The following is a 22093-nucleotide window of genomic DNA, read 5'->3' as shown; positions in this document are numbered from 1 at the left end:
GCTGTGCCCGCAGCTCACGCAGGACCGGCATGGTTGGGTATTGACCTGCCAGTTGAAAGACAGCCTGGGGCTACGCCTGTTTCTGCTCAGCAACGCGGCAGGCATCGAAGTGCTGGCCCCCTCTGAACTGCGGGAGTATGTATGCGAGAAGCTGCACGAGGCACTCGAACGCTACAAACGCCCGGCAGACTGATCAGTCGTCGCCGCCGATCTCCTCTTCCCGCCCCATCAGTACGTGCTCCAGCCGGTCTGCCTGGGACGCGACTTGATGGGCGATGTACATCAGTTCTTCCTCATTGAGGTGCTGCACCGGGTGGCAGGCTCGCACGCTCAGTGCCTCATTCTGGTCGACATGGAAGTCCACCAGTTCGAATCGGGCGTTACGCCCGAGCGTGTGCTCTACCAGCGGTGATTGGCTGAACCGGTTGAACATGGCCAGTCTTCGGGTGTGCTTGGGGTTGACCACATTGGCGCTGAACATCACGTACGGGCCCTTGAACGCCCACCGAACCACTTGCATTCGCCCCTCCAGCTTGAACAGGAACGCCAGCCTCCAGGTCGACAAGCGCCGCACACTCATCCGCGGCGTGTCGCAGGCCAGCCCGTCCACCATCGCGTGAACGCACGACCGCGTTTGCTCTGTGCACTTGCCGGCCGCTTGCGAACCTGAGGCACGCTGATAGACGTCGAGAATTTCGTCGCCGATCAGCACACCGTCACTGCCCGCATAACCTTCAACCTGATACTGCAACGCCATTTGCCTGGACTTGTCAGTGCCCGGCACCCGCGCCAGGCGCCTGAACGGGTCGGCTTGCAGGGCCTTGAGCACACGCACACGCCCGATCGGGCTGTCGATGTCACCGGGGTCTTCGATCCCGCTGGGCAACGTCGCTGCGATCACCAATTCGGCCATGCCAACCGCGCTACGGACGGAAACTGCCGGCCCGGCAGCCACGGGGCTGTCGAGGTCTGTGCTGGACAAGTGCCAGCCTTTGCCATCCTCCTTGACCAACACCTGCGGATCACCTGTCAGGTCCCTGAGCGAGGTGCCCAACTGGGTCTTGACATGCTCCAGACGCTGCTGCATGGCCTTGGCCCGGTCGCTGATGAACTGGCTGCAGTCATCGCCCTGGAGGTCGCCATCAGTGATGGCGTAGTGGCTGGTCAAAAAATCGAGGATCTGCGGCTGCACCGGTGAGGGGTCCAGAACCTCGTCCTGCAATTGCACCTCGTGCTTGAAGCGCGGGCCTTGTCTTCCCACGGCATGCAGCGTTTGAATGAAGGCATTCATATTGGCTGCGGCCGTGCGCACCTGGTAGAACTCCATGCTTTGCCGGATGTGCGGAAAGCCAACCTGAATGAAGTGCTCGGCATAACCATCACCGGCCGACTGCATGCGTCGATGCGCCAGCGAACCGACCCGGTCGACACGACCGACCTTCTGCTCCAGCGCGATAGGGCTGGAGGAAATACCGTAATGGACCACGCTGTCGCAGAAGGTGTGCAGGTCTTCACCTTCCTGGAACACATCGGTGGACACCAGCACCCTGGGATAACCGGGCATGCGGAACAACGTGGCGATCGCCGTACGGCTGCCGCTGTTCTCGCCCGTAGCGCCGCGAACGGGCGATGTGGAGCGGACCTGGCTGGACAGGTACTGTGTCAGGCTGCTCACTGGCTTGGTGTACACATCCGGGAAATTGAGCTTGATCAACAAGTCCAGGTTCTGGGCAGTGTCGCGCAGTATCTGGTAGCTGCAGAACGGGATGCGCTGCGCGTGTTGTACGCGCAACCGTTCGGCCAACGCCGCCATGAATGCCTCTTCGGCATCGGCCTCCCCTTCCTTGCCTGTGTGCCTGAGCGCATACAGGTCAATGAAAGGATGATCCACACGGCAAAGCACACCGAAAAGCTCCTGGTGGGTACTGAGCCTGCGCAGTAGCCGATCGGCCCCAGCGTGGTTTGCCTTGGTCAGCTCAATGAATGTATCGGCGGTCCATAGCGGCGCCAGTTCCGACAGCTCAGCCTGGCGTCGCAGAATGTCCCACAGCGTCGAACGTTGCAGTTCGCTGATCAGCACAGAAGGGTCGGCCAGGTCGCACCTGGCCTCGAACTTGTCAAACAACACAGTCAGCACGTGGTTGGCGACAATCGCCGCCTTGTCTTTGCGTGCCGCGACAGCACGCAGATAAGCATATTGAGCCAGTCGATAACGCTGGCCGGGGTTGGCAGTAGATTCGTTCTTGCCGATCACGCCCCAATCGAGGACCAGCGACTTCGCGGCCGGCATGCCTGGCAAGGATGCCCAGTTGGTCTCGAACCATCGGCTCTGCAGCAGTTTGCTGCGCAAGTTGTGTGGCAACTGCCCCAACTTTTTCTCGCGGTCCAGTTCCGGATTCCGTCCTCGGTAGAACCAGGTGAAGAAATTGTCGCCGCTGGCCGCTGCTTCGAAGTCATCGACGGCCTCGGGCTCGATGAGTGAGTGGCTGCGTTGGGCTGCGCGCTTCCGATAGCGCTTGAAAACGTCGGCAACGGCAACATCGCTGTCGATGTAATCGCCGATCCATTCGTTGTAGGCCTCTTCGAGCTTGAACTTCAACTCGGTGACGCTGCGTATCCGGCGCACGAAGACCAACTGTTTCTTGCCTTCGACAAACGCCAGCCGGTGTGTCTGCCGGCACACACTGTCCATTTTCGGGTGCGGAGGCCTGCGCTTGAAGGTCTTCTCGAAATCTTCCACCAGATACTCGACGACGCTGCGGTCTGCCGCATCGTGCGACGATTCACTGTCGCTCGCGACCTCATCACCGTCGAAAGTCACCGGCTGGTTCTTTTCGCCAGGCAAGTAGCTCTCGAACGAGGCCAACATTCCCAGTTCGAAACGGTTCGAGCAGTTTTCCTGCAAATGCTCGCTGACCTTCTTCTGCAGCAGTGCGGCGAACAGCTTCTGCGCGACCGTCAATGTCACGTGTGCCTCGCTGCCGCGCTGCTCACGCCGATACATGTTGCGGGTGTGCGCTTTCTGGCCAAGGGTGAGCGTATTCAGCCGCCGAACCAGCAGGCGAGCGAGCGCTGCGTGCATGTCGGGGGCGGCCGGATCGTTACCCGCTGGCAGGTCGGCCTGCGCTTTGAAGCCAAACAGGGCAAGCTGGTTGCGCAATTGGCCCAGGTCGCGGTCGAAGGGTGTCGCCGACAGCAGCAACAGGCGCTTGATGCGTTGGTTGTCCCCCAGCAAGGTCGCCAGCAAACGGTTACGGTCACTGCTTTCACGGCCAGCCCGCAAGTTGTGCGCTTCGTCCACAATCACCAGGTCGAAGCGCGGCAACATTTTGCCCAGGGCCTGCATCCACACGTGCTTGACCTTGCGCTTGAGGTCTGCCGGTTTGCAGTTGCCGTTCATGGCCCGGAGTTGCAGGGCCAATGGGGCCATCAGAAGCCGATACTGGGGCATCGATTCTTCGAACTGCCGGGTACTGTCCAGCAGCTGGGCCGCCGTATTGCCCAGCGCGTAGCTGAAGATCGACGTGCACAGGAACAGGTCCCGCTCATTGCCACTGGCGACGGTTTGAACCAGCTCGGATAGTTTTCGACAGTCGGCGTAGGGCGTGACGGGGTCGCTGCCCAGGCCTTTGACCGCCATGTCCTGGAGCCGATAGTTGCTGCGCACGAAGGCCCGATAGTCCTTGATCCATTTGTCGCGAACGTTGTTTTTCGGTAACAGGTACAGCACGCGCAGCCCCGGGTTGAAATGCCGCATCAAGGCAGCCACACCCAGGCCTATGTAGGTCTTGCCCATCCCGACTTCATCGGCAAGGTAGGCTACCCGCTGGTCCGCGAGCTTGTTGTACAGCGCGACGGTGCCCTCCAGCTGCTGTTCGGCCAGCCCCGCGAGTTCGGGGTTATTGCCCGAAAAATCGATCACAGCCTGGGCCGTGGCCTTATTGATCCGCTGCATGGGCAACCTCTTTGTTGGGTGACTTCGAAGTGCTCAGGCGACGCTGAAACTGCGCCCTGAACCACTGCAGAAACCGCTTGCCCTCGCCTTCGCCGAGTTGGCCAAGCAATTCCTGGCGTTCCAGCCCGCTGATGGCGGCCGCCACACCTGATTCCAGGTCTGCACAACGGTGCTGCGGATAGCGGTTCAACACGCCTTGCATGCTGACCAGGGTCAAATAGCGCACTACCAGCGTTTCTTCATCGCCTGCTGCGGCCTGCACGCTGTCGAGCATGGCCCGCAAGGAGTCGGGCTGGCAGCCCGCGAGGTAGTACGCCAGTTTGGCGTGATTCCCCTCGGCCTCGGCCCGTTCCAGTGTGCGTTCCAGTTGCCAGAACGCCCCGTTGACCTGTGAAAACTCTGAGAAAAAGCTGCGGTCTTCGCCTTCATCCGGCAGCTGCGGCAGATGTTCGTCCGCCTCGTCGGCGTGACGCCGGCTCAGCAACCGCTGGGCCAGCTCGCCAAACTGGCTGATTTTCCTGCTCAAGCGCATCTCGATGAACAGGCGCAGCAGGCTTTGCAGGTCCATGGCCGGCAAATGGCTGGGGCGGCAGTAGATGTTGTGCTGCGAGACCATCAGCCAACGTGTCACGCATTCGCCGCCGGCCTGCCAGCACACATTGAGCAATGAAGAACGCTGCAGGTGCTCATGCAGCGCGGGCAACGGCTGCACAAGCTGCGCGGCCCGTTCGAAATGCAGCGTGGCGAGATTGCCACTGGAGCTGTCCAGTAGTGTCAGCTCACCGCTGATCGGCGCCTGCGCCGTCACCTCCAGCACCCCACTGTCCCAGTCGTATGCCAGGCATAGAACGGGCATTACCAAGCCGTCCTGCGTCTGGGCAGATTGCGTACCAGGTACCTCAGCGAATTCCGTGAAGCTGGTCGTCGAAGTCGCCAGCAACGGCGCCAGCGCCCGCCCCTGCAGCAGGAACCCTGCCTCGACGTTTTCCTTGAAGGCCTTGTGACTGAAATTCACCGAACCGACGAATTGCCATGGCTGCTTGCCCAGCCCCTGAAAAACCTTTGCGTGAAGGCGGCGTAACGGCTTGTCGTGCACCTTGTGACTGCCTTGCCACTGCTCGGCCCAGTCACACCACTGCTGCACCTCGAAGGCGCTGTACACCGCACGGTCGACCAATGCGCGTCCATCTTCATCCTTCGGCAGCAACAGGCGCACAGTGCCGAACTCGCTCATCAGCTCCTGGGTACTGCCACGGGTGGGCTTCTCGGCAAAAAACGGGCTGATGATTTCCAACGTGCCTGTGCCATTTGCAGTCGCTGGCCTTTGCAGGTGCTGGTGCAGGAAGTCGAGAAAGGCCACACGCCCAGATGCAGCGCCGGAAAAATAGAAGCTGCAGTCGGGATCATGTTCACCCGGCGACCAGCCTTCCTGCACCGCGACGATCCCATCGAGCGCAGGTGCCGGTGTGCTGGCCTGGAAAAACTGCAAGGCCCGGCGCAGCGGCCCAAGGATATTGCCCGGTGCATGGTTGGCGCTGAGCTCGACGAAGTGGCCAACCTCGATGTTGTCCCACCAGCCGGCCTTGGTCAGGTTGAACGACCCTGCTGCCAACAGGATGGCCGCATCCCCCTGATCGCCCTTGACCACCAGGATCGCCAATTTGGAATGCTGGCAGGCCCCGCCGATTCTTACCGGCAGGTAGTCGACTTCCAGACGGCTGCCGGCGGCAGGGTTGAAGACATCCATGTCGTGGGCCACGGCGAATCGCCGGGCCTTGTCCTGCATCAAAACCTGTAGTTGGACATAGCGAATGTCATCCTGACTGGAGAGCGCCTGATCGCCCAAGAGCAAGGGAATGACTTCGAGTTCGAAGAAGTCAGGCTCGAAACTGTAGGTGCTGAAGAAGGCAAAGCTCACTTCACGCTCGCCGATGCAGCGGCGAAACGCGTCGCTGATGGTATGTGCTTTCATACGTGACCGGCCTTGGCAATGGCGAGGAAGGCATGGAGGAAAAAGCTGTAGTCCCAGGTTCGATGGCAGTGCGCGACCAGTTCGGCAGGGAGGCTGGCGCGGTCGACCGGCACCCTGACCTTGAGCCTGTCCCCCTCCCAATCCAGCCAGGCCGCACCGCCGCGCGCGCCCATGACCGCCGAATTCTGGCGGATGAGCTGGTCGATCACCGCCCCCGCATCCCCGTCATTGACAGCATCGCTCAAGCCCTGCAGGAAGGTCGCATGGGGCAACCCAGGTCGATCCCAACCCGACTGGAGGAAAGGCTCGGTAAGCCGCGAGCGCAAGTCTTCGACCAAAGCTACGCGGGTTCGCCCGCCCTGCCGCTGCAGCCAGACGACCACGGTGTTGGCGAATACCAGTAGCGGTTGCAACAGCAGGATCTGCTTCAGGACCTGCTGTACCTGCGCATCGACTTCATCAGCGCCCACCGCCCAGCTGGCGAAGGCGCGAGCAGATACATCGTGCTCACCCGGCAATGCCAGCCACTGCTGGGCCGCATCATGCAACGCCAGTTGCAATGGGCAAGCCTTGGCGTACCGCAGCAGCGCCGAGACCAGTTGTTTGCGCACGCCCTGGTCTTTTAGCAGGGCCGAAAATGGCCCAGCCAGTGTCGACAGCTGCTGCCTGCTCACCGCGTCCTGGTTTGCCAACTCGCCGAAGCGCTGCCATTGCGACTTGCCGAACACCTCCAGCAACGCATCTGTCAGGGCGCGCCCTGCGTCGGTCAGGCGCCTATCGTTGCCCTTGATCAGGCCAGCCTCATGCAGGGCCGAGGAATACAGCCCCCACAACCCGTAGCTCAGCTGATTGCTCAGAATCTGGGCTTTCTTGTGCATTCCCAGCGCCATCGCGTCGCGCCTGAAATTGGCAACGGCCAGCTGACGCCCCAGCAAGCTGGCTTCGGCAGAGGCTTCCAGACGCAAGTACGCGGCCAGTTGCTCGGCCGTGACATAGCGGGCCTGTACCTCGTCCAGCGAGCGGGATTTGCCTTCATGGGCATGACGGCAGGCCAGCAGCGCCACCATGAAGTGCTCGGCGCGGCTGGTGACCGTGGTCAGGTTGCCGACCAGCTTGCGCCCCACGGCGCTCCAGATCGACTCGATGGCCAAGGGATCCCTGGACCCCTTAGGTCGCAGCCTGTCGTCCAGCAGGGAGAGAACGGTAATCATCAACACACATCCTTGAGAAAACTAATGCATGGCCAACATCACCGCTGACACCGACAGCTTGTGTCTCAGTCCCGGCAGTAATCGGCTCGGCCAGATCAAAAGGGAAGGCAATATGCCATCTTTTCCTCTGTTTGCGGCAGAGACGACACATCCTGACCATCGCCCACCCCATGCTGACGGCTCCCTAGCGCCAGGAGATCCGTATGGCTATTTGGCGGCAGCCGCCGCGCCGTAGACAACTGCACGCTGTCGCTGAAGTGGAGTTTCCAGTGGTTGCTGAAGCTGGGCGGGCAGGCGAGGCCGCCGACCGTAAAAAGTCATCTCGCTCGAGTGACGCATGACGGTTTATATCTCATGAGCCCTCAGCGCGAGCACGGACTAGAAAAGCTCAAGCCCTGTCCGTTTCTTTGCTGACCACCTCTCAAGCCCAGCCTGCCAGCTTTAAGTACGTGGCTCACGCTCGGAGGGTTTTGTTGGAGCATCGGCAAGGAGTACATTCGTACTCCTGCTGGGGGTTCGCCAGTAATCTCTACACCTACCCGATCGGTAACCCTTACCCGCTTCAGAGCGCACTCAGGTCAGTGTTCTGTCAGTCACTGGTAGACAGTCTGCCTTGGTAGCCGCAGGTCTGGCGTGGCACGCAGTATGTTTGCCATATTTTAGAATCACCGGCAGGCAGATGGCTCAGTTCGTATTCCTGAGGTACTTAAATCCTACATGGGAAGCATGGACTCCATTCCATCATTGGGGCATCGCCGCAGTTGAAGATGGGCGGAGCTTGCTACCTCCTCTGGCAGTCAAGTTCTCCTGAGCAGGGTGTTAACGCTCTGCATCATGGCTTCGAGTGAGAAGGGTTTGGTCAGTATTGCCGTACACGGCCCTAATTTGGCGTTTTCCAGGACATGCGGCTGCGCATAGCCGGTCATGAACAGCACGGGAAGATCAGGCCTAGTACTGCGTCCTGTATCGACCATCTGTTTACCGTCGATGCCACCAGGTAGGCCGATGTCTGTTACAAGCAGGTCAATGCGGGTGTCCGATCCAAGCAGCTGAAGTCCCGCCAGGCTGTCGGCAGCCTCTATGACAATGTAGCCATTGCTGCCCAGCAACTCACTCACGAATAGGCGAACGGAAGGCTCGTCGTCGACGACCAGCACCGTCTCCCCGGATGAGGAGATCTTTGACTCGGGCTGCTGCTCAACAGGCTTTGGCGCAGGGATTTGAGCCGTATGGCTTGGTAGCTGAAGGAAGACCCGCGTTCCAGCTCCCTCCTCAGACTCAATCCTGACCTGTCCTCCGGATTGCTTGGCGAATCCATAGGTCATGGACAGGCCGAGGCCAGTGCCGGCGCCCACGGGCTTGGTGGTAAAGAATGGTTCAAATGCCCGGGTCAGTGTTTCAGCGCTCATGCCGGTTCCATTATCAGCGACACAAACCGTGAAATAGCTGCCTGGCGCCAGCTCAGGATCCAGCTCTGCCCCTTGCGCCAGCTCCTGGTTGAACGTTCTGATGAAAATATACCCGCCACCCTCCAAGGCATCACGGGCATTGATGCACAGGTTCAGGAGCGAGTTCTCTACTTGTGCGGGGTCGACCAGACAGATGCTTGATGCTGCATTCAGTTCTACCTTCAGTTCAATCCCTGGCCCCACTGTGCGGCTAATCAGCTCTTCCATGTCACTGATCAGGGTATTCACATCGGTGTGGACAGGCATCAACGTCTGGCGACGGGAGAACGCTAGAAGTCGATGGGTCAAAGCGGCAGCCCTATGAGCCGCGCCGTGAGCGACTGTCACGTAACGTTCGACGTCCGAAATGCGCCCCTGCTTCAAGCGAAGTCTGATCAAATCCAGGCTGCCTGTAATGCCAGCCAGCAAATTATTGAAGTCATGAGCGATACCTCCGGTCAGTTGTCCTACCGCCTCCATTTTCTGTGACTGGCGAAGCGCCGCTTGAGCTGCTTCACGCTCGGCAATGGCTTGTTCTATGCGTGCTTCCAGCGTGTGATTGAGCTGCAGCAGCTCCGATTCCGCTTTCTTCCTTGCCGTTACATCAATGGATGAACCAATCAGGCCGATGATTTCACCTGATTCATTGCGAAGAGGAGATTTCATCGAAAGCCAGTAGGTAGCCGAGCCATCCGGCATGTCGACGCGCTCTTCAATCTGAATGGCCTTCCCGCTTTGCATGATGCGCTGATCGGTTTCCATGATCTGGCGGGCCTGCGCCTTGTCTTCCAGAACCTCTAGGTCGGTTTTGCCAAGGTAAAATTCAGGGGGTTTACCGATCAGCTGCGTGGCTCCATGGTTCGCGACCAGCAGTCTGCCTTCTAGGTTTTTGGCGTAGACAACACCAGGTACTGCTGCGGCAAAGGTGCGGAGTAAGGCTGACATTCTGTCGCGCTCGGCCTCGGCAGAGCGGCGTGACTCAATGTCCATGAGCACCCCCGGAAAGCGCACAGCTAGGCCGTCCGAATTGAGCTCGGCACGGCCGTTAGCCTCGACCCAGCGGTAGCCGCCCTCGTGTTGCTTCACCCGGTATTCACACCGATAAGCCCCACCGCGGCGCATGGCGTCATGGATGTCAGCCAAGACTCGATCACGATCATCAGGGTGTATGGACGAAAACGCTTCCTCGATCGGGATGCCGGCCAGACACCTGTCCGCAGCCAGCCCGAAGGAGCGGGAGAACCGCTCATCAGCGGTAACCCGATTATCCGGAATATCCCATACCCATGTGCCGATGATGGCGCCAGCGTCGAGCGCCAGCTGTAGGCGCTCCGAGGCGGTTGTCGGAAATGCGTGATCCTGATGCGGTGATGCCGGAGCATCAAAGGTGCCTGGAGTGCCAGGGCCTTCGCGATCCATAAATTGCCTCTTCACTTACATCCATGATCGATTAGCCGATGGAAATCATTGTAGAGCGTGATGCGCCGCCTGAGGTAATCGCAACTGAGCCCCTCTTAGGTGAACGTGTAGAGAAGCGCGTATGCCTGAAATACGGATAGAGTACATTTGTACTCCACCAATACGTCTCGGCTCGAGGCTTACTGACTTTCTGACCCTTGTTTGGTTTCAATCGAAGCGCGAAGTGCTTCTAGCTCGGTTTCAGACTGCTCGAGCAGTGCCTTCAACTCTTCTGCCTTTTGCTGTGCTGCTGTTCCAGTTAGATGGGCATCGGTAGCCTCTTTACTCTTGGTTTCGAGCTGGTGAGCCAGCAGCTCTTTGGCCCCTTCCGCGCGAGCAGTTGCAGCATTGGCGATGCCCAGGTCGCCTCTCAGATGCTCGATAGCGTCACGATGCTGGCTGGCCTCCTTGGCGTGCTGGCGGTTTTCGGCGATCAATCGCTCGTTGTCGCGAATCAATCGAGTGGCCTCCTCCTGCTTAACCATGAGCGTCTGTTGGAGGACTGTCACCTCTTGCTGCATCTGGTAGATCTGAGTTTCGTGACGGTTTAGATCCTGGTCGCGCTGTTCCTTTACCGCTACTCGGTAGTGCTCGAGTGCTTCTCTGGCATGCGTGTGCTTCTGCTCCAGAGATTCGATCTGGGCGTCCTTCTCTTGCACGCGTATCTCAAGGTCGCTGCAGCTCTGGCTGATCCGGGCGTTTCGAGTGATCTCTGTTTGAAGGCTGGATTGAACGATCTTGAGTTCTTCGTCCTGAGCCTGCAGGGCTGACTGCAGCTTGGCGATCTCCAACTGCAATTGCTCAAGATCACTTTGAAGTGTACTGCTCTCAGCCTTCATCGCTTTGCGTTCAAGCTCAAATGCGGCTCGCTCATGCGCCAAGGCTTCGTTCCCCTCCGCTAGCAAGCGCTCGAGCATCTTGCCCACCAGCTCCGTGAGCTCATCACTTAAGCGCGATGGCGAAGCTGATGGTCGGGGGTCATGCGTTTCAATCTCCTTCAAAAAGCGCTGAATTGTTGTCTTTGAGCCAGTATTCCCAAGTTCTATGCGTATCGCGTCGATGCTAGGGTTCTGCCCTCTCAACAGCAGCGCCTCGCGAGCCTTGCGCACCAGTACCAGGTTAATGCCGCCTCTAGCCATGTCTGCCCCTACGATTACGTACTGTTTTACGTTTCATGTAATTACGTGCCACTTTAACACTTTGAGATACCAAATATTCCTTCATTTGTGGCAAGACATAATCGAGGTTTATAGCTTGCCAGGGCCAAGTTTGGGGTAAAATGACCCAAAAAGCGGTACAAATGGCAAAGGAGAGCCACGTAGGGCTCGAAACGGAGGATTAGCGTGGTTGATGTGCCCAGTAAGGCTGATAGGTACTTGGATGCGAGCGTTCGAGAGAACACCTCGAAGAGCTATGCGGCTGCCCTCAACCACTTCGAGGTGACGTGGGGCGGCTTTCTGCCCACCACCACCGAGTCAGTCGTGCGGTACATCGCTGAGTACGCTGACCAGCTGGCGCTCAGCACCCTTAAGCAGCGCCTGGCTGCGCTCGCCAACTGGCATCAGAGCAACGGCTTCCCAGATCCCACCAAGGCACCGAAGGTCAGGCAGTTGCTAAAAGGCATCAGGGCACTTCATCCCGTCCAGCAAAAGCAAGCTGCCCCGCTAGCGTTGCTGCATCTTGAGAAGGCAGTCGCTCACCTAGAGGATGAGGCTGCCCAGGCAAGATCCGCCGGCAATATGGCCGTCCTTCTCAAGGCGAGTCGCGACATCGCTCTGCTCACGATCGGGTTCTGGAGGGGCTTCCGCGGGGACGAACTTGCCAGGCTCACGATCGAGAACACGCATGCCGAGCGCTACGTCGGGATTAAGTTTTACCTCGGGTCTAGCAAAGGAGATCGGCAGAACATCGGGCGCGAGTACAAAACCCCATCGCTAAGCAAGCTTTGCCCTGTCGAGGCTTACCTGAACTGGATCGAGATTGCTGGCCTTACCCGCGGAGGTGTGTTTAGAAGCATCGATCGCTGGGGCAACATAAGCGATCGCCCGCTTGCCGCCCATAGCTTAATTCCCCTGCTTCGCGGCACTCTGGATAGGTGTGGCTTGCCGTCCGAGATCTATAGTGCGCACTCGATACGGCGAGGCTTTGCCACCTGGGCAGCGAGTTCAGGCTGGGACATCAAGACGTTGATGGACTACGTCGGCTGGAGCGATTTGAAGTCCGCACTACGCTATGTTGAGCCTGCACAACAATTTGGGGGCCTTTTTAGAAAGCTCGAAGGATGATCGCGCTTACGAAACGCCCGAGTTCCCCTGATCTGGAACACTCGAAACAATCCTTGGTCGATGCCTAGCTGAGCTATACAACCTGAACTAACCCGCAAGCGATTCAGCGGAGATGACAATTCCATATTTCGTCAGCCACCGTCGGCGTGCTGGCGTGTTGCGGGATCTGCCATACCCTTGCAAACCTACTCGTACCCACGCCATGCATGCCATTATCCAGAAAGATCTGTTAGGACTAAGTGAACTGGCCTAATGATTTTGGACACCTTCATCGGGCGCTATGATGACGCCCAATTGGAGGCAAAATCAGTGCGTAAATCTTACTCAAGAGAATACAAAGTCCAAGCTGCCGAAATGGTGCTGGACGGCGGCCAGTCAGTTCCTGAAGTCTGCGCAGCCCTTGGGCTGGGGCCTACGGCCCGCAGTCGTTGGGTTGAGCAGGTGCGCGAAGAGAGGGCTGGCAAGTTTCCGGCCGGAGCCAAGGCGATCATGCCGGAGCAGCAACGAATTGAAGAACTCGAAGCGCTGGTTCGGCAAAAGATCGGGACATCGAAATCCTAAAAAAGGCCAGTGCTCTTCTGCTTCGGGACTCCAAAGATCGTCCTCGCTGATCAACGAGCTGAGTGAGCAATATCCTGTTATCGACTGCTGCCGCGTGCTTGGAGTCAAACGCAGCAGTTTCTATGCATGGCGCAAACGGCAAGGGTGTGAAGACCCGGCCAGAGATGCTCTGCGCCTATTGGTCATCAAGCACTTCAACGCCTCACGAAGTGCGTCTGACTTGCGAACGCTGGTGCAGGAATTGCGGCGATAAGGTCATGAAGTCGGACGATACAAGGTGCGCGCGTTAATGCGTGAAGCTGGCACTGAAGTGCAAGCAGCGCAGGCCGCACCGATATCGGTCATCGGGCGCAGAATCACTGAAGCTCAATTTCAAGCTTTCAACGATCAATGAGGTTTGGTGTGGAGATGTGACCTACATCCAGGTTGGCAAGCGCTGGTTGTACCTAGCCGCTGTGATTGATCTCTATGCCCGTCGAGTAGTGGGTTGGGCGTTCTCAATGATTGCAGACGCTAATCTGGCTTGTAACGCCCTGCGCATGGCTGCCGAATCACGAGGCAGGCCGGCGGGTGTAATGTTTCATTCGGACCAGGGCTGTCAGTACACCAGCCATAATTCAGGGCAGCACTCGATGAGTACAAATTGAGCCAGAGCATGAGCCATCGGGGCCAATGCTGGGATATTGCCGCCATGGAGCGATTCTTCAGCACGTTGAAATCAGAATGGATGCCAGCGGAGGGCTATGAGACCGAAGCGCAGGCACGAGGGGATATCCAGGCTTATCTATTGCGCTACAAGCTCAAACGCCTCCACAGCTACAACGGCTATGAAAACACCAGTAGCCATGGAGGAAAAGCTCAGGATAGCGGCATGAACCTTAACCGGTGTCCAAAATTACTTGACCAGTTCAGGTAGCCATAGATGTAGATCTTCAGCAGCAGCCACTTTGGCCACCAGCACTCGCTCATCGCGTCTTTAACTAACTGGCGCATCCACGCGCTTACTCCGAGTGCGCCGTGACTGTCGGCACAGTTGATTCCGACTTCGAGGCAGATGTCCTCCAGCAACGGCTAGCCGAATTAACCTTTTGAGTGAGAGCGTTTACTGCGTAATCAGGGCCAGGGGGCCTGGCCATCCAGTCTAGGATAGTGGGAAACAGAGCCAATCAAGCAGCCCCCCACTGTGTCAAAATGTGGGGCCTATTGAACATAAACGGCGTCACTCAAATCGCCTCTCCTAGCCTTTCGCCCAGTCGTACACACCCTGGTTGATTTCACCCCCAGATCACCGTCACGCGCGATCCACTCCTCACCCGTGCGAGCCGACCTGATTTGGTTTTTGATGGCATTTCTAAGGCCCCTACGGATCCCTAATCGACTAACAGCTACCTCTCCCAGACTCTCCCAGACGGCCGAGCTCTGGACCGAGCGTGCGTCATCTGTGCTTTGCCTTTAAGGCAACATTTATTCTGAAGATTTTCTTGAGGTACTTTATTGTCATTGTGATTTTCTCGGGCTACTAAGGGCAGACGAACACGGGCTCAGCCCGCGGCGGCGACCTTCCGCATCAACTGTGAAACATCGCTGAGCTGTTCAAGGGAGAGCACGTTATCGACGATCTGCGTGGCCACATCTGCTGGGATCACCCCATCGGCGTTGTGTAGGAATTTGGCAATCAGCTCTTCATTGGTCATGCGGCTTTGCGGGTCCGGGGATGGGCTGCCTTTGGGGTAGCGACGCTCACCGGTGAATGTTTGGCCACGGGCGGTGATTTCGATCTTCGCAGGCCGACTGGCACCGTTGGTTGTGAGTAGCTCGACGTAATTGGGGTGAACTTCGTGGGTAACCTTGTCCATCAGTTGCATCACCGATGGGTCGAACACCCGTTGCGGGTCCTGCCATGCTTTGCCGGGCTTAATGCGATGGGCTCCCAATGCCAAGCCGTGGGCGATACTGAACTGGGCGTCATGCACATGTTCGATACTGCGATTGAGCCATACAGGCTGTTCCACGAACCCTTCTACCCAAGCCTTGATGCCATCGATCTCGTTCGGGCGGATATTATTGTCAGATAAGATTTCGTCCATCGAATCAAGCAGCGCATGGAGGATGCGACAATGAGGATAAGGCTTGTAAGCCTGCTCGGTGGTGAACCGCCACTCTTCACCCAGGCCCTGGGTAATAGGCGCCGGCTCCCAGCGGCGGGTGCCGATGAACCTTGGGAAACCGTATTCGCGGTCGTCGAGGGTCTGAATATCGCCACGATGCCCCAGCTCAGCCATATATGCTGCGGTCATGGCGACCTGGGTCAACGCGCCGGCCAGCAGATACTTGATGGTCGAGCTTGGCGCATGCTGGAACCAGGCGACTTGGGAGTTCACTGGGGCGGTACTGCCGGCGATACCAAGAGCGTCAGCCAGCTGTTGCGTGGTAAACCCCATGAGCTTGCCGACGGCCGCGGTGGCACCGAAGACAGTGCTGCTGTAGCCATACACCGGCGGCGGCGAAACCTTGCCGTCTTTGGTATCACGCAGATAATCCATCGCCTTGCCTAGGCGATAGGACATCTCGTGCGACAACGCCATGGCTGCGATCAACTCGGCACCCGAGGAGCGACGTGCCTCGGCCACCGCCAGCGCCCCCGGCAGTACATAAGGCGTGACATGACCCGGCGGTAGCACTGCGTCCATGTCCAGGGTGTTGATCAACTCACCATTGGCGAACGCTGCGGCAAACACCGAGACCTTTTGCTTCTCACCGATGATGGTGGCTGCCGGATCGCCGGCGCCGAGCACGCGGGCGTAGTCGATACCGATGCGCCCCTTGGGTTCATGGATCGCGGCAAGCGCGCAACCAAAGGAATCGAGCAGGACGCGCTTGCACTCCTCGATAACCTCGCCCGGCAAGGAAGCGAGGGTCGTTTGACTCGAAAATTGCGCCAGTTTTTGTACGATGGTGTCCGACATGATGGTGTCCTCTAGATTTAAGCTCTATTTGTGGTTCGGGTGTTCGTGTACTGTCACGCTTATAGAGCGCTCACCAGATGAACCAGCGGTGGACCATTTTGTAGCCGCTTTCAACATCCAGATCCTTGTACATACCGAACATCATCTGATCAGAGCTACAAGAAACGGACTGCGTTAGCCATATAAATCCCGTGTACGTCCCTGATCGTCTTACAGCTCATAACCTAGACGGTTTCCCCTCCCAGTCGGTATATATGCCGGCATCCAAATGAGGATGAGCCTGGATACCGAACGTGCAGATCAAACCGGTCTCGACCTCATTCCAGTTACGTTGGTGCTGATTTTTTTTGACCAGCCCGTACTTGGGTTGAGCGCGCCTGTGCGACTGCCTGTAGTGGAGAGGCGACGGAGAAGATCGCCAACGTCATTGGACTCGTCCTACCCGCAACTGCGATAGCAAACGGCGAAACCGATTTAGGAGCTTGCACACATTCCCTTTCTTATTTCCTGTCGTGCGTGCGCCATTCAACTGACGAGCTACCTTCAGTTGAACCGACGAGTCCATCATAAGGAGCAAACATTTCGGTGCACAAAGAGCACGACGCTTATATTCCGTACATCAGAATAACTCGAGAGTTTGGGGGCATGACCGCCTTGCGCACATCTGAAGTTATCCGTGCCGTCACTGTACTCAACTGGGGCGGCGGCAAAAACTGAGTGCACACCTGACCTTTCCGGTACGGTGCTGCCCCATCTCTTATCACGAACTCAGCGTCGAAGAACGCGCCGCCATTCAAATCGGTCATGTAGAGGTCCTCGGCCAGCGTTGAATTGCTCGGCTGATCGGACGATCTCCCTCGACCATCAGCCGGGAGATACGCCGCAATCGGGAGGTCTGTGGTAGTTACTCGGCCCGTGCGGCTCAGCAACAAACGCAAGCCCGCCGCCAAACCTGTCGGCCGATGCGAAAGCTGTTGCCGTGTAGCGAACGCTTCGAGTTGGTGGCCCATATGCTGCGCGAGCGTTTGTCTCCCGAGCAGATTGCCGGCAAGCTACGCAGCATGAACATTCCCAGCCCTAGAGATGCCTACGTCTGCCGCGAGACGATCTATAACGCGATCTATGCCCTGCCGGTCGGTGAACTGCGCAAGGAACTTATCATCTGTCTGCGCCAAGGCAAAACGGCCCGCCGGCCACGCTCAGGCGGCGTGGATCGGCGCGGCCAATGCCTCGTCCGTAGTCACGTTGGTGGAACGCACCAGTGGCTACTTGATGCTGGTGAAAATGAATGACGCGACCGCAACCTCGGCGATGTAGGGCTTCAGCGCTGCGTTCAATAGCACGCCGTTGACATTGCGCAGGAGCATGACCTTCGACCAGGGCCGAGAGACGGCGCGGCGCGGGGAGATTACCCAGAGCACAGAGGTGGCGATTACCTCTGCGACCCGCACAGCCCTCGGCAGCGCGGCAGTAATGAAAATATCAACGGGCTGATCCGTCAGTACCTGCCCAAAGGGGCGGACTTGTCGGGACACAGCCAAAAACAGGTAGATGCCATTGCCTTGCAATTAAATATGCTTCCACGTAAACGCTTCGATTTCCAATGTCCGATCGAGGTGATGAGTGAGGTGATGCAAAAGGCCATTGCGATGCGGAACGATACACCCATGACAATTCAATAACCGTGTTGCACTCAGCTCCTGCAACCGCCTGGCCTAATGATTTTGGACACTTCAATCGGGCGCTATGATTGCGCCCAAATCTGAGGTGTTAGGCTATGCGTAAATCTTATTCCAGTGAGTTCAAACTTAAGGCTGCCGCTCCGCACCTGAAGAGGCTGGAGGCGGCGCGATCGTCAGCGTTGCGCCTTATCGCAGCACTGGGTGCGTTCCCCGGGCTCAATCCGGATTCTACCGCCTCCAAAGGTGTCTCGAGGATGCTGACAAAATCTGCGGCACCCATATATGCATCCCACAACATCCGCCTGAATGCAGTAAACCCAGGGATGATCATCACCACAATGAGTGCGGGCGGCCTGAACAGTGAAAGTGAAACCCGGGAATTGCTGCACGTTCCCGAAGAGGTTGCCAGCGCTGTATTGTTTCTGACGAGTGACCAGACATCCTACGTCACCACAGCCAACTTAGCCGTGGACGTTCACTTCGATCTGACGCCCCGCCGGCGCCCACGTCGCCGGCAATCACGTTGTTATAACATACGATGAACTCGTACCATACAAGCCTCTTCCTTCCATTTTTCACGCTCTAATTGATATCGCTCTGCGATCTATTCCAAAGAACGGAACATCTACCAAAAAAAAAAGACAGCCCAGACATATTGTGGCGAGATACCTCCAGCGGGAAGCAATCTCGCGCCCTGAGCAATAAAGAGCTTCAAAACAAAAAAAATAAATATTGGAGAATTGCATGCTCGTCAAACATCGTTTTTGGCTGCACCTCTATTGCACCGTAAAAAAAGCGCTAACTTCAGCAATGATTTTATCACTTATTGGTTTATACCCGCTTCCCGCAAACGCCTTGGGAAGCGATATCGGAGATACGATTGCTCCGGTTCCAGGGCATGACCTTCTCGCCGGTTATGTCCTCGCCAATCGAAACTCCAGCATGTACAAGAACGGCGACGTAGTAAGTCGTCAGGCAAAGCTCAAAGCCACCACCAGCATCATTCGGTACGCCCACCCTATAGCACTGGGGGATTCCATGGTCGGGAATCCCCAGTTTGTTCTCTTTCACTCAAATCTTTCGCCCGACAACGTAGTCGGGTTGAGACACACCTCCGGGCTCGCTGATCCATTAGTTGGTTTTCCGATATGGTTGCATGTCGACAGAGCTAATAACAATTACTTTGTCATTGGGCCGTATGTATTTTTGCCAATAGGTGAGTATGACCACAACGACCTACTCAATCCTGGAGAAAACCGCTGGAAAGCGACCGTACAGGCACTCTATCAGCGTGGGCTGGGGCCGAACTGGCGCTTGGAGCTTGCTGCCGAGGCTACCGTCTACGGTAAAAACAATGAATACGGCCCGTCCAAGATGACGCTTCGCCAGCGCCCCTGGTACGAAACCAAAGTCGCGTTCAACTACCAGTTTGATAACCCGGGTCACACACTGGTAGGGGTAGGCCTGTACCACGACATAGGCGGAGAAACAAAGCTGGACAATAACTGGCAAGGCGACCGGACGAAAACCACGGGCTTCTATTCTGAGACCAGTACTTTTGTAACAGCATCAGATCAGATCCTGTTCGGTTACTACCGGGACCTAGACGTTGAAAGTGGCTTCAAGATGGACCAGCAACTTCGTGTTCGCATCCTTCACGTATTTTGATGCCATAACACCACAACTGGCCACCTTATGCGATGCGCAAACCCAGTGTACGGAAATGTTCTACGAGGAAAATTGACTTCGCTCTGACCCGCTTTGAGACTGCCATAAAAAAAAAGGAGGTACCGATGCTAACGCCTGACACCACTCGCTTGCCTGACGGTTTTGAAGAGTTGGAACCATTTCTGGATCATTGGGATAAGCCCACATCCCATGAGCGCTGGATCAAACGTGCCGCGATGCCCTATCCGGACATTTTGAAGTTCTACGAGGCCATGCTGCCGCGCGCGGACGCTGCAACTCAGTATTTGGATCAATTTCCTCTGGATGAAATGCCCGCTCCCGCTGAACGCCTGTTCCGGTTATTGCTGGCAATGACTCACGCCGCCGTTGCGGTGGAAATTCACCAAGCCCCTTCTATTCGACATGCACGATCACAGCATGCACTTGAAATAGTGACTGGCTTTCAGCCTCACGGTTGAGTGTCCGCTTGGGCCTTTGTTCATCTGAAATTTCATGTATTACCAGGAGTCATCATGAACCAACCGATCGATAAAAAAACGAGTCTAACCGAGTTGGCTGGCCTAAATACAGGTGAAATGTCATCCTCGCTTTACAGCGATCTGGCTCAATATGAAGTTGAGCGTGAGCGTATATTCAAGCGCGCCTGGTTGATGGTCGGGCGCGTCGAAAGCATACCCAAGACCGGCGACTTCTTCGTGAAGGACCTCGCGGTGATCAAATCCTCCGTCATTGTGGTGCGCGCCGAGGACGGCAATATCCGTGCATTCCATAACGTCTGCGCGCATCGTGCAAATCTGGTTGAGCACCGTCCTAGTGGCAATGCTAAGCGTTTCGTCTGTCGCTACCACAGTTGGGGTTACAACAACTCTGGTGAGCTGGCCAATGTTCCGGATGAGTCAGGGTTCTTCAACCTTGATCGTAAAAAGTGCGGTCTAACACCCGTCACACTGGATATCTGGGAAGGCTGGATCTTCCTCAATATGGCGCCGGTGCCCGAGGTCAGCCTGAAAGCGTTTCTTGGGCCAATGGCGGATGCCATGGCAGGAATTACTTACCAGAATCCCAATCACTCTGTTGTTTTACGTGGGGAGTTCAAGGCAAATTGGAAAGTCGTGGCTGAGAACTTCAGCGAGGCCTACCATATTGCCTCGATCCACCCTAAGACGCTGGGTCCGCTTTATACGGGCAAGCCTAACCCGTTTAGTCGCCCCATCAGCGCCAATATCTATGGTTCTCATCGCTCGCTGTCACTCTGGCTGAACCCTCTTGCACAACCTTTTGCTAAATCGAAGTTCGCTCAATGGCTGTTTCCGGCGGATCACTCGGTAACCGGTGCACGTCAACATGGGCAAAGAAACCCTGTAACTGAACACAAGAGCGTAAACCCGACGAAGAACGAGAATTGGTCAAGCGACGTGAACTGGTTCTTTCCTAACTGGCATTTGCAATTGTCGGCCAACCAGTTCTGGACGCATGAGTTCTGGCCCACCTCGGCTACCACCACCCTCTGGGAAGCCCGCTTCTATAACAAGAAGCCAACGACCGTGCGCGAGCGCCTTCAATTGGAGCATTTCACGTCCCACATCACCGATACGATGCTAGAAGACTTGGCAAACATTGAAAGCATGCAAAAAGGCCTGGAGTCCGGTGCCAAGCCTTTTGTGTACTTCAACGAGAGCGAAATCCTTTGCCGTCATGGCCTTGAGCAGGTCATCAAATGGTCGTCGGCAGAGACGGTTGCGGACGCCCTATCTTAACAAGGCGATGGCATCCACCGGCAGCTCCTGTAAGGCTGACGGCCGGTGGTGTTCATATTCAGGCGTTATTAAATGCGCAAGTACCTGCGCGCTTATTCGTGAGCAAGAACGAGGTAGGACCATGCCAGACCGTTTGAAGGTTCGCGTAGCGGCAAAACGCACCGAAGCCGAGGATATCTGCAGCTTCGAATTGGTGTCCACCACCGCCACCCCACTTCCCCCCTTCTCGGCCGGCTCGCATATCGATGTGCAGATACCGGGTGGGCCAACGCGCCAGTATTCGTTATGCAACGCGGGTGACGCGCCCCTCAGCTATTTGATTTGCGTACTTCGTGATCACCATTCACGGGGTGGCTCGTCGAGTCTGCACGCGTATGTAAATGTCGGCGATGAGTTGACCATCAGTACACCCAGAAATCATTTCCCTTTGGCCGACGATGCGAGTCACAGCGTGCTGCTGGCCGGCGGCATCGGCGTCACCCCAATCCTGTGCATGGCGGAACGCTTGGCTAAAATAGGTTCAACGTTCAACCTGCATTACTGCACGCGATCGCGAGCGCGCACGGCGTTTCTAGGGCGCGTGACTCATTCCGACTTCATACCCCACACTCACCTATATTTTGACGACGAGGCACGCACACCTCGACTCGATCTAGGAGCCCTGCTGGAGTCGCCACAGGCAGGCACCCACCTTTATGTCTGCGGCCCCAAAGGTTTCATGGATGTCGTATTGACCACGGCCCGCGAGCTAGGTTGGCCGGAATCTCAACTGCATTACGAGTTCTTTGCCGCCGAGCAACGGCGGCCCACCGAGAACGAGCGTTTTGAGATCGAGATCGCCAGTACTGGCAAGGTGATCGTCGTCGAGCCAGATCAATCCGCTGTCCAGGCCTTAGCCAACGCCGGAATCACGGTGGAAACGTCTTGTGAGCAAGGGGTATGCGGCAGTTGCCTGACCCGTGTCCTAGCCGGCGAGCCGGACCACTTTGACGTTTACCTCAGCGAACAGGAGCAAGAGGCAAACGATCAATTCCTGCCGTGCTGTTCTCGGGCCAAATCAGCACGGCTGGTGCTGGATCTCTAGAGTGAGCCCTAAGCAGCGGCACCTG

General features: G+C 57.1%; 16 protein-coding genes and 1 pseudogene. 11 read left to right on the top strand and 6 right to left on the bottom strand.

Annotated elements, in window-relative coordinates:
• The first annotated feature begins 1 nt into the window (after nt 1).
• The gene (locus AC5O5I_RS13685; protein WP_348635636.1) at nt 2-193 is read left to right on the top strand and encodes a WCX domain-containing protein; all 192 of its coding nucleotides are present in this window, start codon (nt 2-4) and stop codon (nt 191-193) included.
• On the opposite strand, the gene AC5O5I_RS13680 is transcribed toward AC5O5I_RS13685, so the two are convergent.
• The 5 genes from AC5O5I_RS13680 to AC5O5I_RS13660 all read right to left on the bottom strand — a co-directional run bounded on the left by AC5O5I_RS13680 (nt 194) and on the right by AC5O5I_RS13660 (nt 11183).
• Nucleotides 194-3955, bottom strand: a complete 3762-nt coding sequence (locus AC5O5I_RS13680) for a DEAD/DEAH box helicase (protein WP_209966046.1) — start codon at nt 3953-3955, stop codon at nt 194-196.
• Nucleotides 3939-5927, bottom strand: a complete 1989-nt coding sequence (locus AC5O5I_RS13675; RefSeq protein WP_209966044.1) for a hypothetical protein — start codon at nt 5925-5927, stop codon at nt 3939-3941. Before AC5O5I_RS13675 ends, AC5O5I_RS13680 begins: the two co-directional genes overlap by 17 nt.
• The gene (locus AC5O5I_RS13670; RefSeq protein ID WP_209966041.1) at nt 5924-7138 is read right to left on the bottom strand and encodes a hypothetical protein; all 1215 of its coding nucleotides are present in this window, start codon (nt 7136-7138) and stop codon (nt 5924-5926) included. The genes AC5O5I_RS13675 and AC5O5I_RS13670 overlap by 4 nt, the downstream gene beginning before the upstream one ends.
• Nucleotides 7139-7935: 797 nt before the next feature.
• Nucleotides 7936-10005 (bottom strand): hybrid sensor histidine kinase/response regulator, encoded by a 2070-nt coding sequence (locus AC5O5I_RS13665; protein WP_209966038.1) that lies wholly within the window; start codon nt 10003-10005, stop codon nt 7936-7938.
• Nucleotides 10006-10184: 179 nt separating this feature from the next.
• Nucleotides 10185-11183, bottom strand: coding sequence for a DNA-binding protein (locus tag AC5O5I_RS13660; protein WP_210023743.1), 999 nt, complete (start codon nt 11181-11183; stop codon nt 10185-10187).
• A gap of 204 nt (nt 11184-11387) precedes the next feature.
• On the opposite strand from AC5O5I_RS13660, the gene AC5O5I_RS13655 reads away from it, so the two are divergent.
• From AC5O5I_RS13655 to AC5O5I_RS13640, 4 genes are all read left to right on the top strand, one after another.
• A complete protein-coding gene (locus tag AC5O5I_RS13655; protein WP_209966036.1) occupies nt 11388-12329 on the top strand; it encodes a tyrosine-type recombinase/integrase in 942 nt (313 codons plus the stop codon).
• A 252-nt stretch (nt 12330-12581) separates the two neighbouring features.
• Nucleotides 12582-12890, top strand: a complete 309-nt coding sequence (locus AC5O5I_RS13650) for a transposase (protein WP_241792162.1) — start codon at nt 12582-12584, stop codon at nt 12888-12890.
• A 293-nt stretch (nt 12891-13183) separates the two neighbouring features.
• Nucleotides 13184-13537 carry a DDE-type integrase/transposase/recombinase gene (locus AC5O5I_RS13645; protein WP_348635625.1) on the top strand — a complete coding sequence of 118 codons (354 nt, stop codon included), beginning with the start codon at nt 13184-13186 and terminating at the stop codon, nt 13535-13537.
• 8 nt (nt 13538-13545) lie between these two features.
• Nucleotides 13546-13806 carry an integrase core domain-containing protein gene (locus AC5O5I_RS13640; protein WP_494512706.1) on the top strand — a complete coding sequence of 87 codons (261 nt, stop codon included), beginning with the start codon at nt 13546-13548 and terminating at the stop codon, nt 13804-13806.
• A 625-nt stretch (nt 13807-14431) separates the two neighbouring features.
• Here the strand turns inward: AC5O5I_RS13640 and AC5O5I_RS13635 are convergent.
• Nucleotides 14432-15856, bottom strand: coding sequence for an MmgE/PrpD family protein (locus tag AC5O5I_RS13635; protein ID WP_209966034.1), 1425 nt, complete (start codon nt 15854-15856; stop codon nt 14432-14434).
• Nucleotides 15857-16608: 752 nt separating this feature from the next.
• Between AC5O5I_RS13635 and AC5O5I_RS13630 the strand changes: the two are divergent.
• The 6 genes and pseudogenes from AC5O5I_RS13630 to AC5O5I_RS13605 all read left to right on the top strand — a co-directional run bounded on the left by AC5O5I_RS13630 (nt 16609) and on the right by AC5O5I_RS13605 (nt 22068).
• Nucleotides 16609-17538 (top strand): annotated as a pseudogene (locus tag AC5O5I_RS13630) (IS30 family transposase).
• Between the two features lie 95 nt (nt 17539-17633).
• A complete protein-coding gene (locus AC5O5I_RS13625) occupies nt 17634-18080 on the top strand; it encodes an SDR family NAD(P)-dependent oxidoreductase (RefSeq protein ID WP_494512705.1) in 447 nt (148 codons plus the stop codon).
• 202 nt (nt 18081-18282) lie between these two features.
• Nucleotides 18283-19206, top strand: coding sequence for a transporter (locus AC5O5I_RS13620; RefSeq protein ID WP_209966030.1), 924 nt, complete (start codon nt 18283-18285; stop codon nt 19204-19206).
• Nucleotides 19207-19331: 125 nt separating this feature from the next.
• On the top strand, nt 19332-19685 hold the full coding sequence (locus AC5O5I_RS13615) for a hypothetical protein (RefSeq protein ID WP_209966028.1): 354 nt from the start codon (nt 19332-19334) through the stop codon (nt 19683-19685).
• Between the two features lie 54 nt (nt 19686-19739).
• The gene (locus tag AC5O5I_RS13610; RefSeq protein ID WP_209966026.1) at nt 19740-20984 is read left to right on the top strand and encodes an aromatic ring-hydroxylating oxygenase subunit alpha; all 1245 of its coding nucleotides are present in this window, start codon (nt 19740-19742) and stop codon (nt 20982-20984) included.
• A 121-nt stretch (nt 20985-21105) separates the two neighbouring features.
• Nucleotides 21106-22068 carry a PDR/VanB family oxidoreductase gene (locus AC5O5I_RS13605; RefSeq protein ID WP_209966023.1) on the top strand — a complete coding sequence of 321 codons (963 nt, stop codon included), beginning with the start codon at nt 21106-21108 and terminating at the stop codon, nt 22066-22068.
• Nucleotides 22069-22093: the final 25 nt, after the last annotated feature.

This window comes from Pseudomonas sp. 9_2_1 (assembly GCF_059295275.1).
The sequence above is the reverse complement of the archived record's forward strand: the minus strand, read 5'-3'. Positions and strand labels throughout refer to the sequence as shown.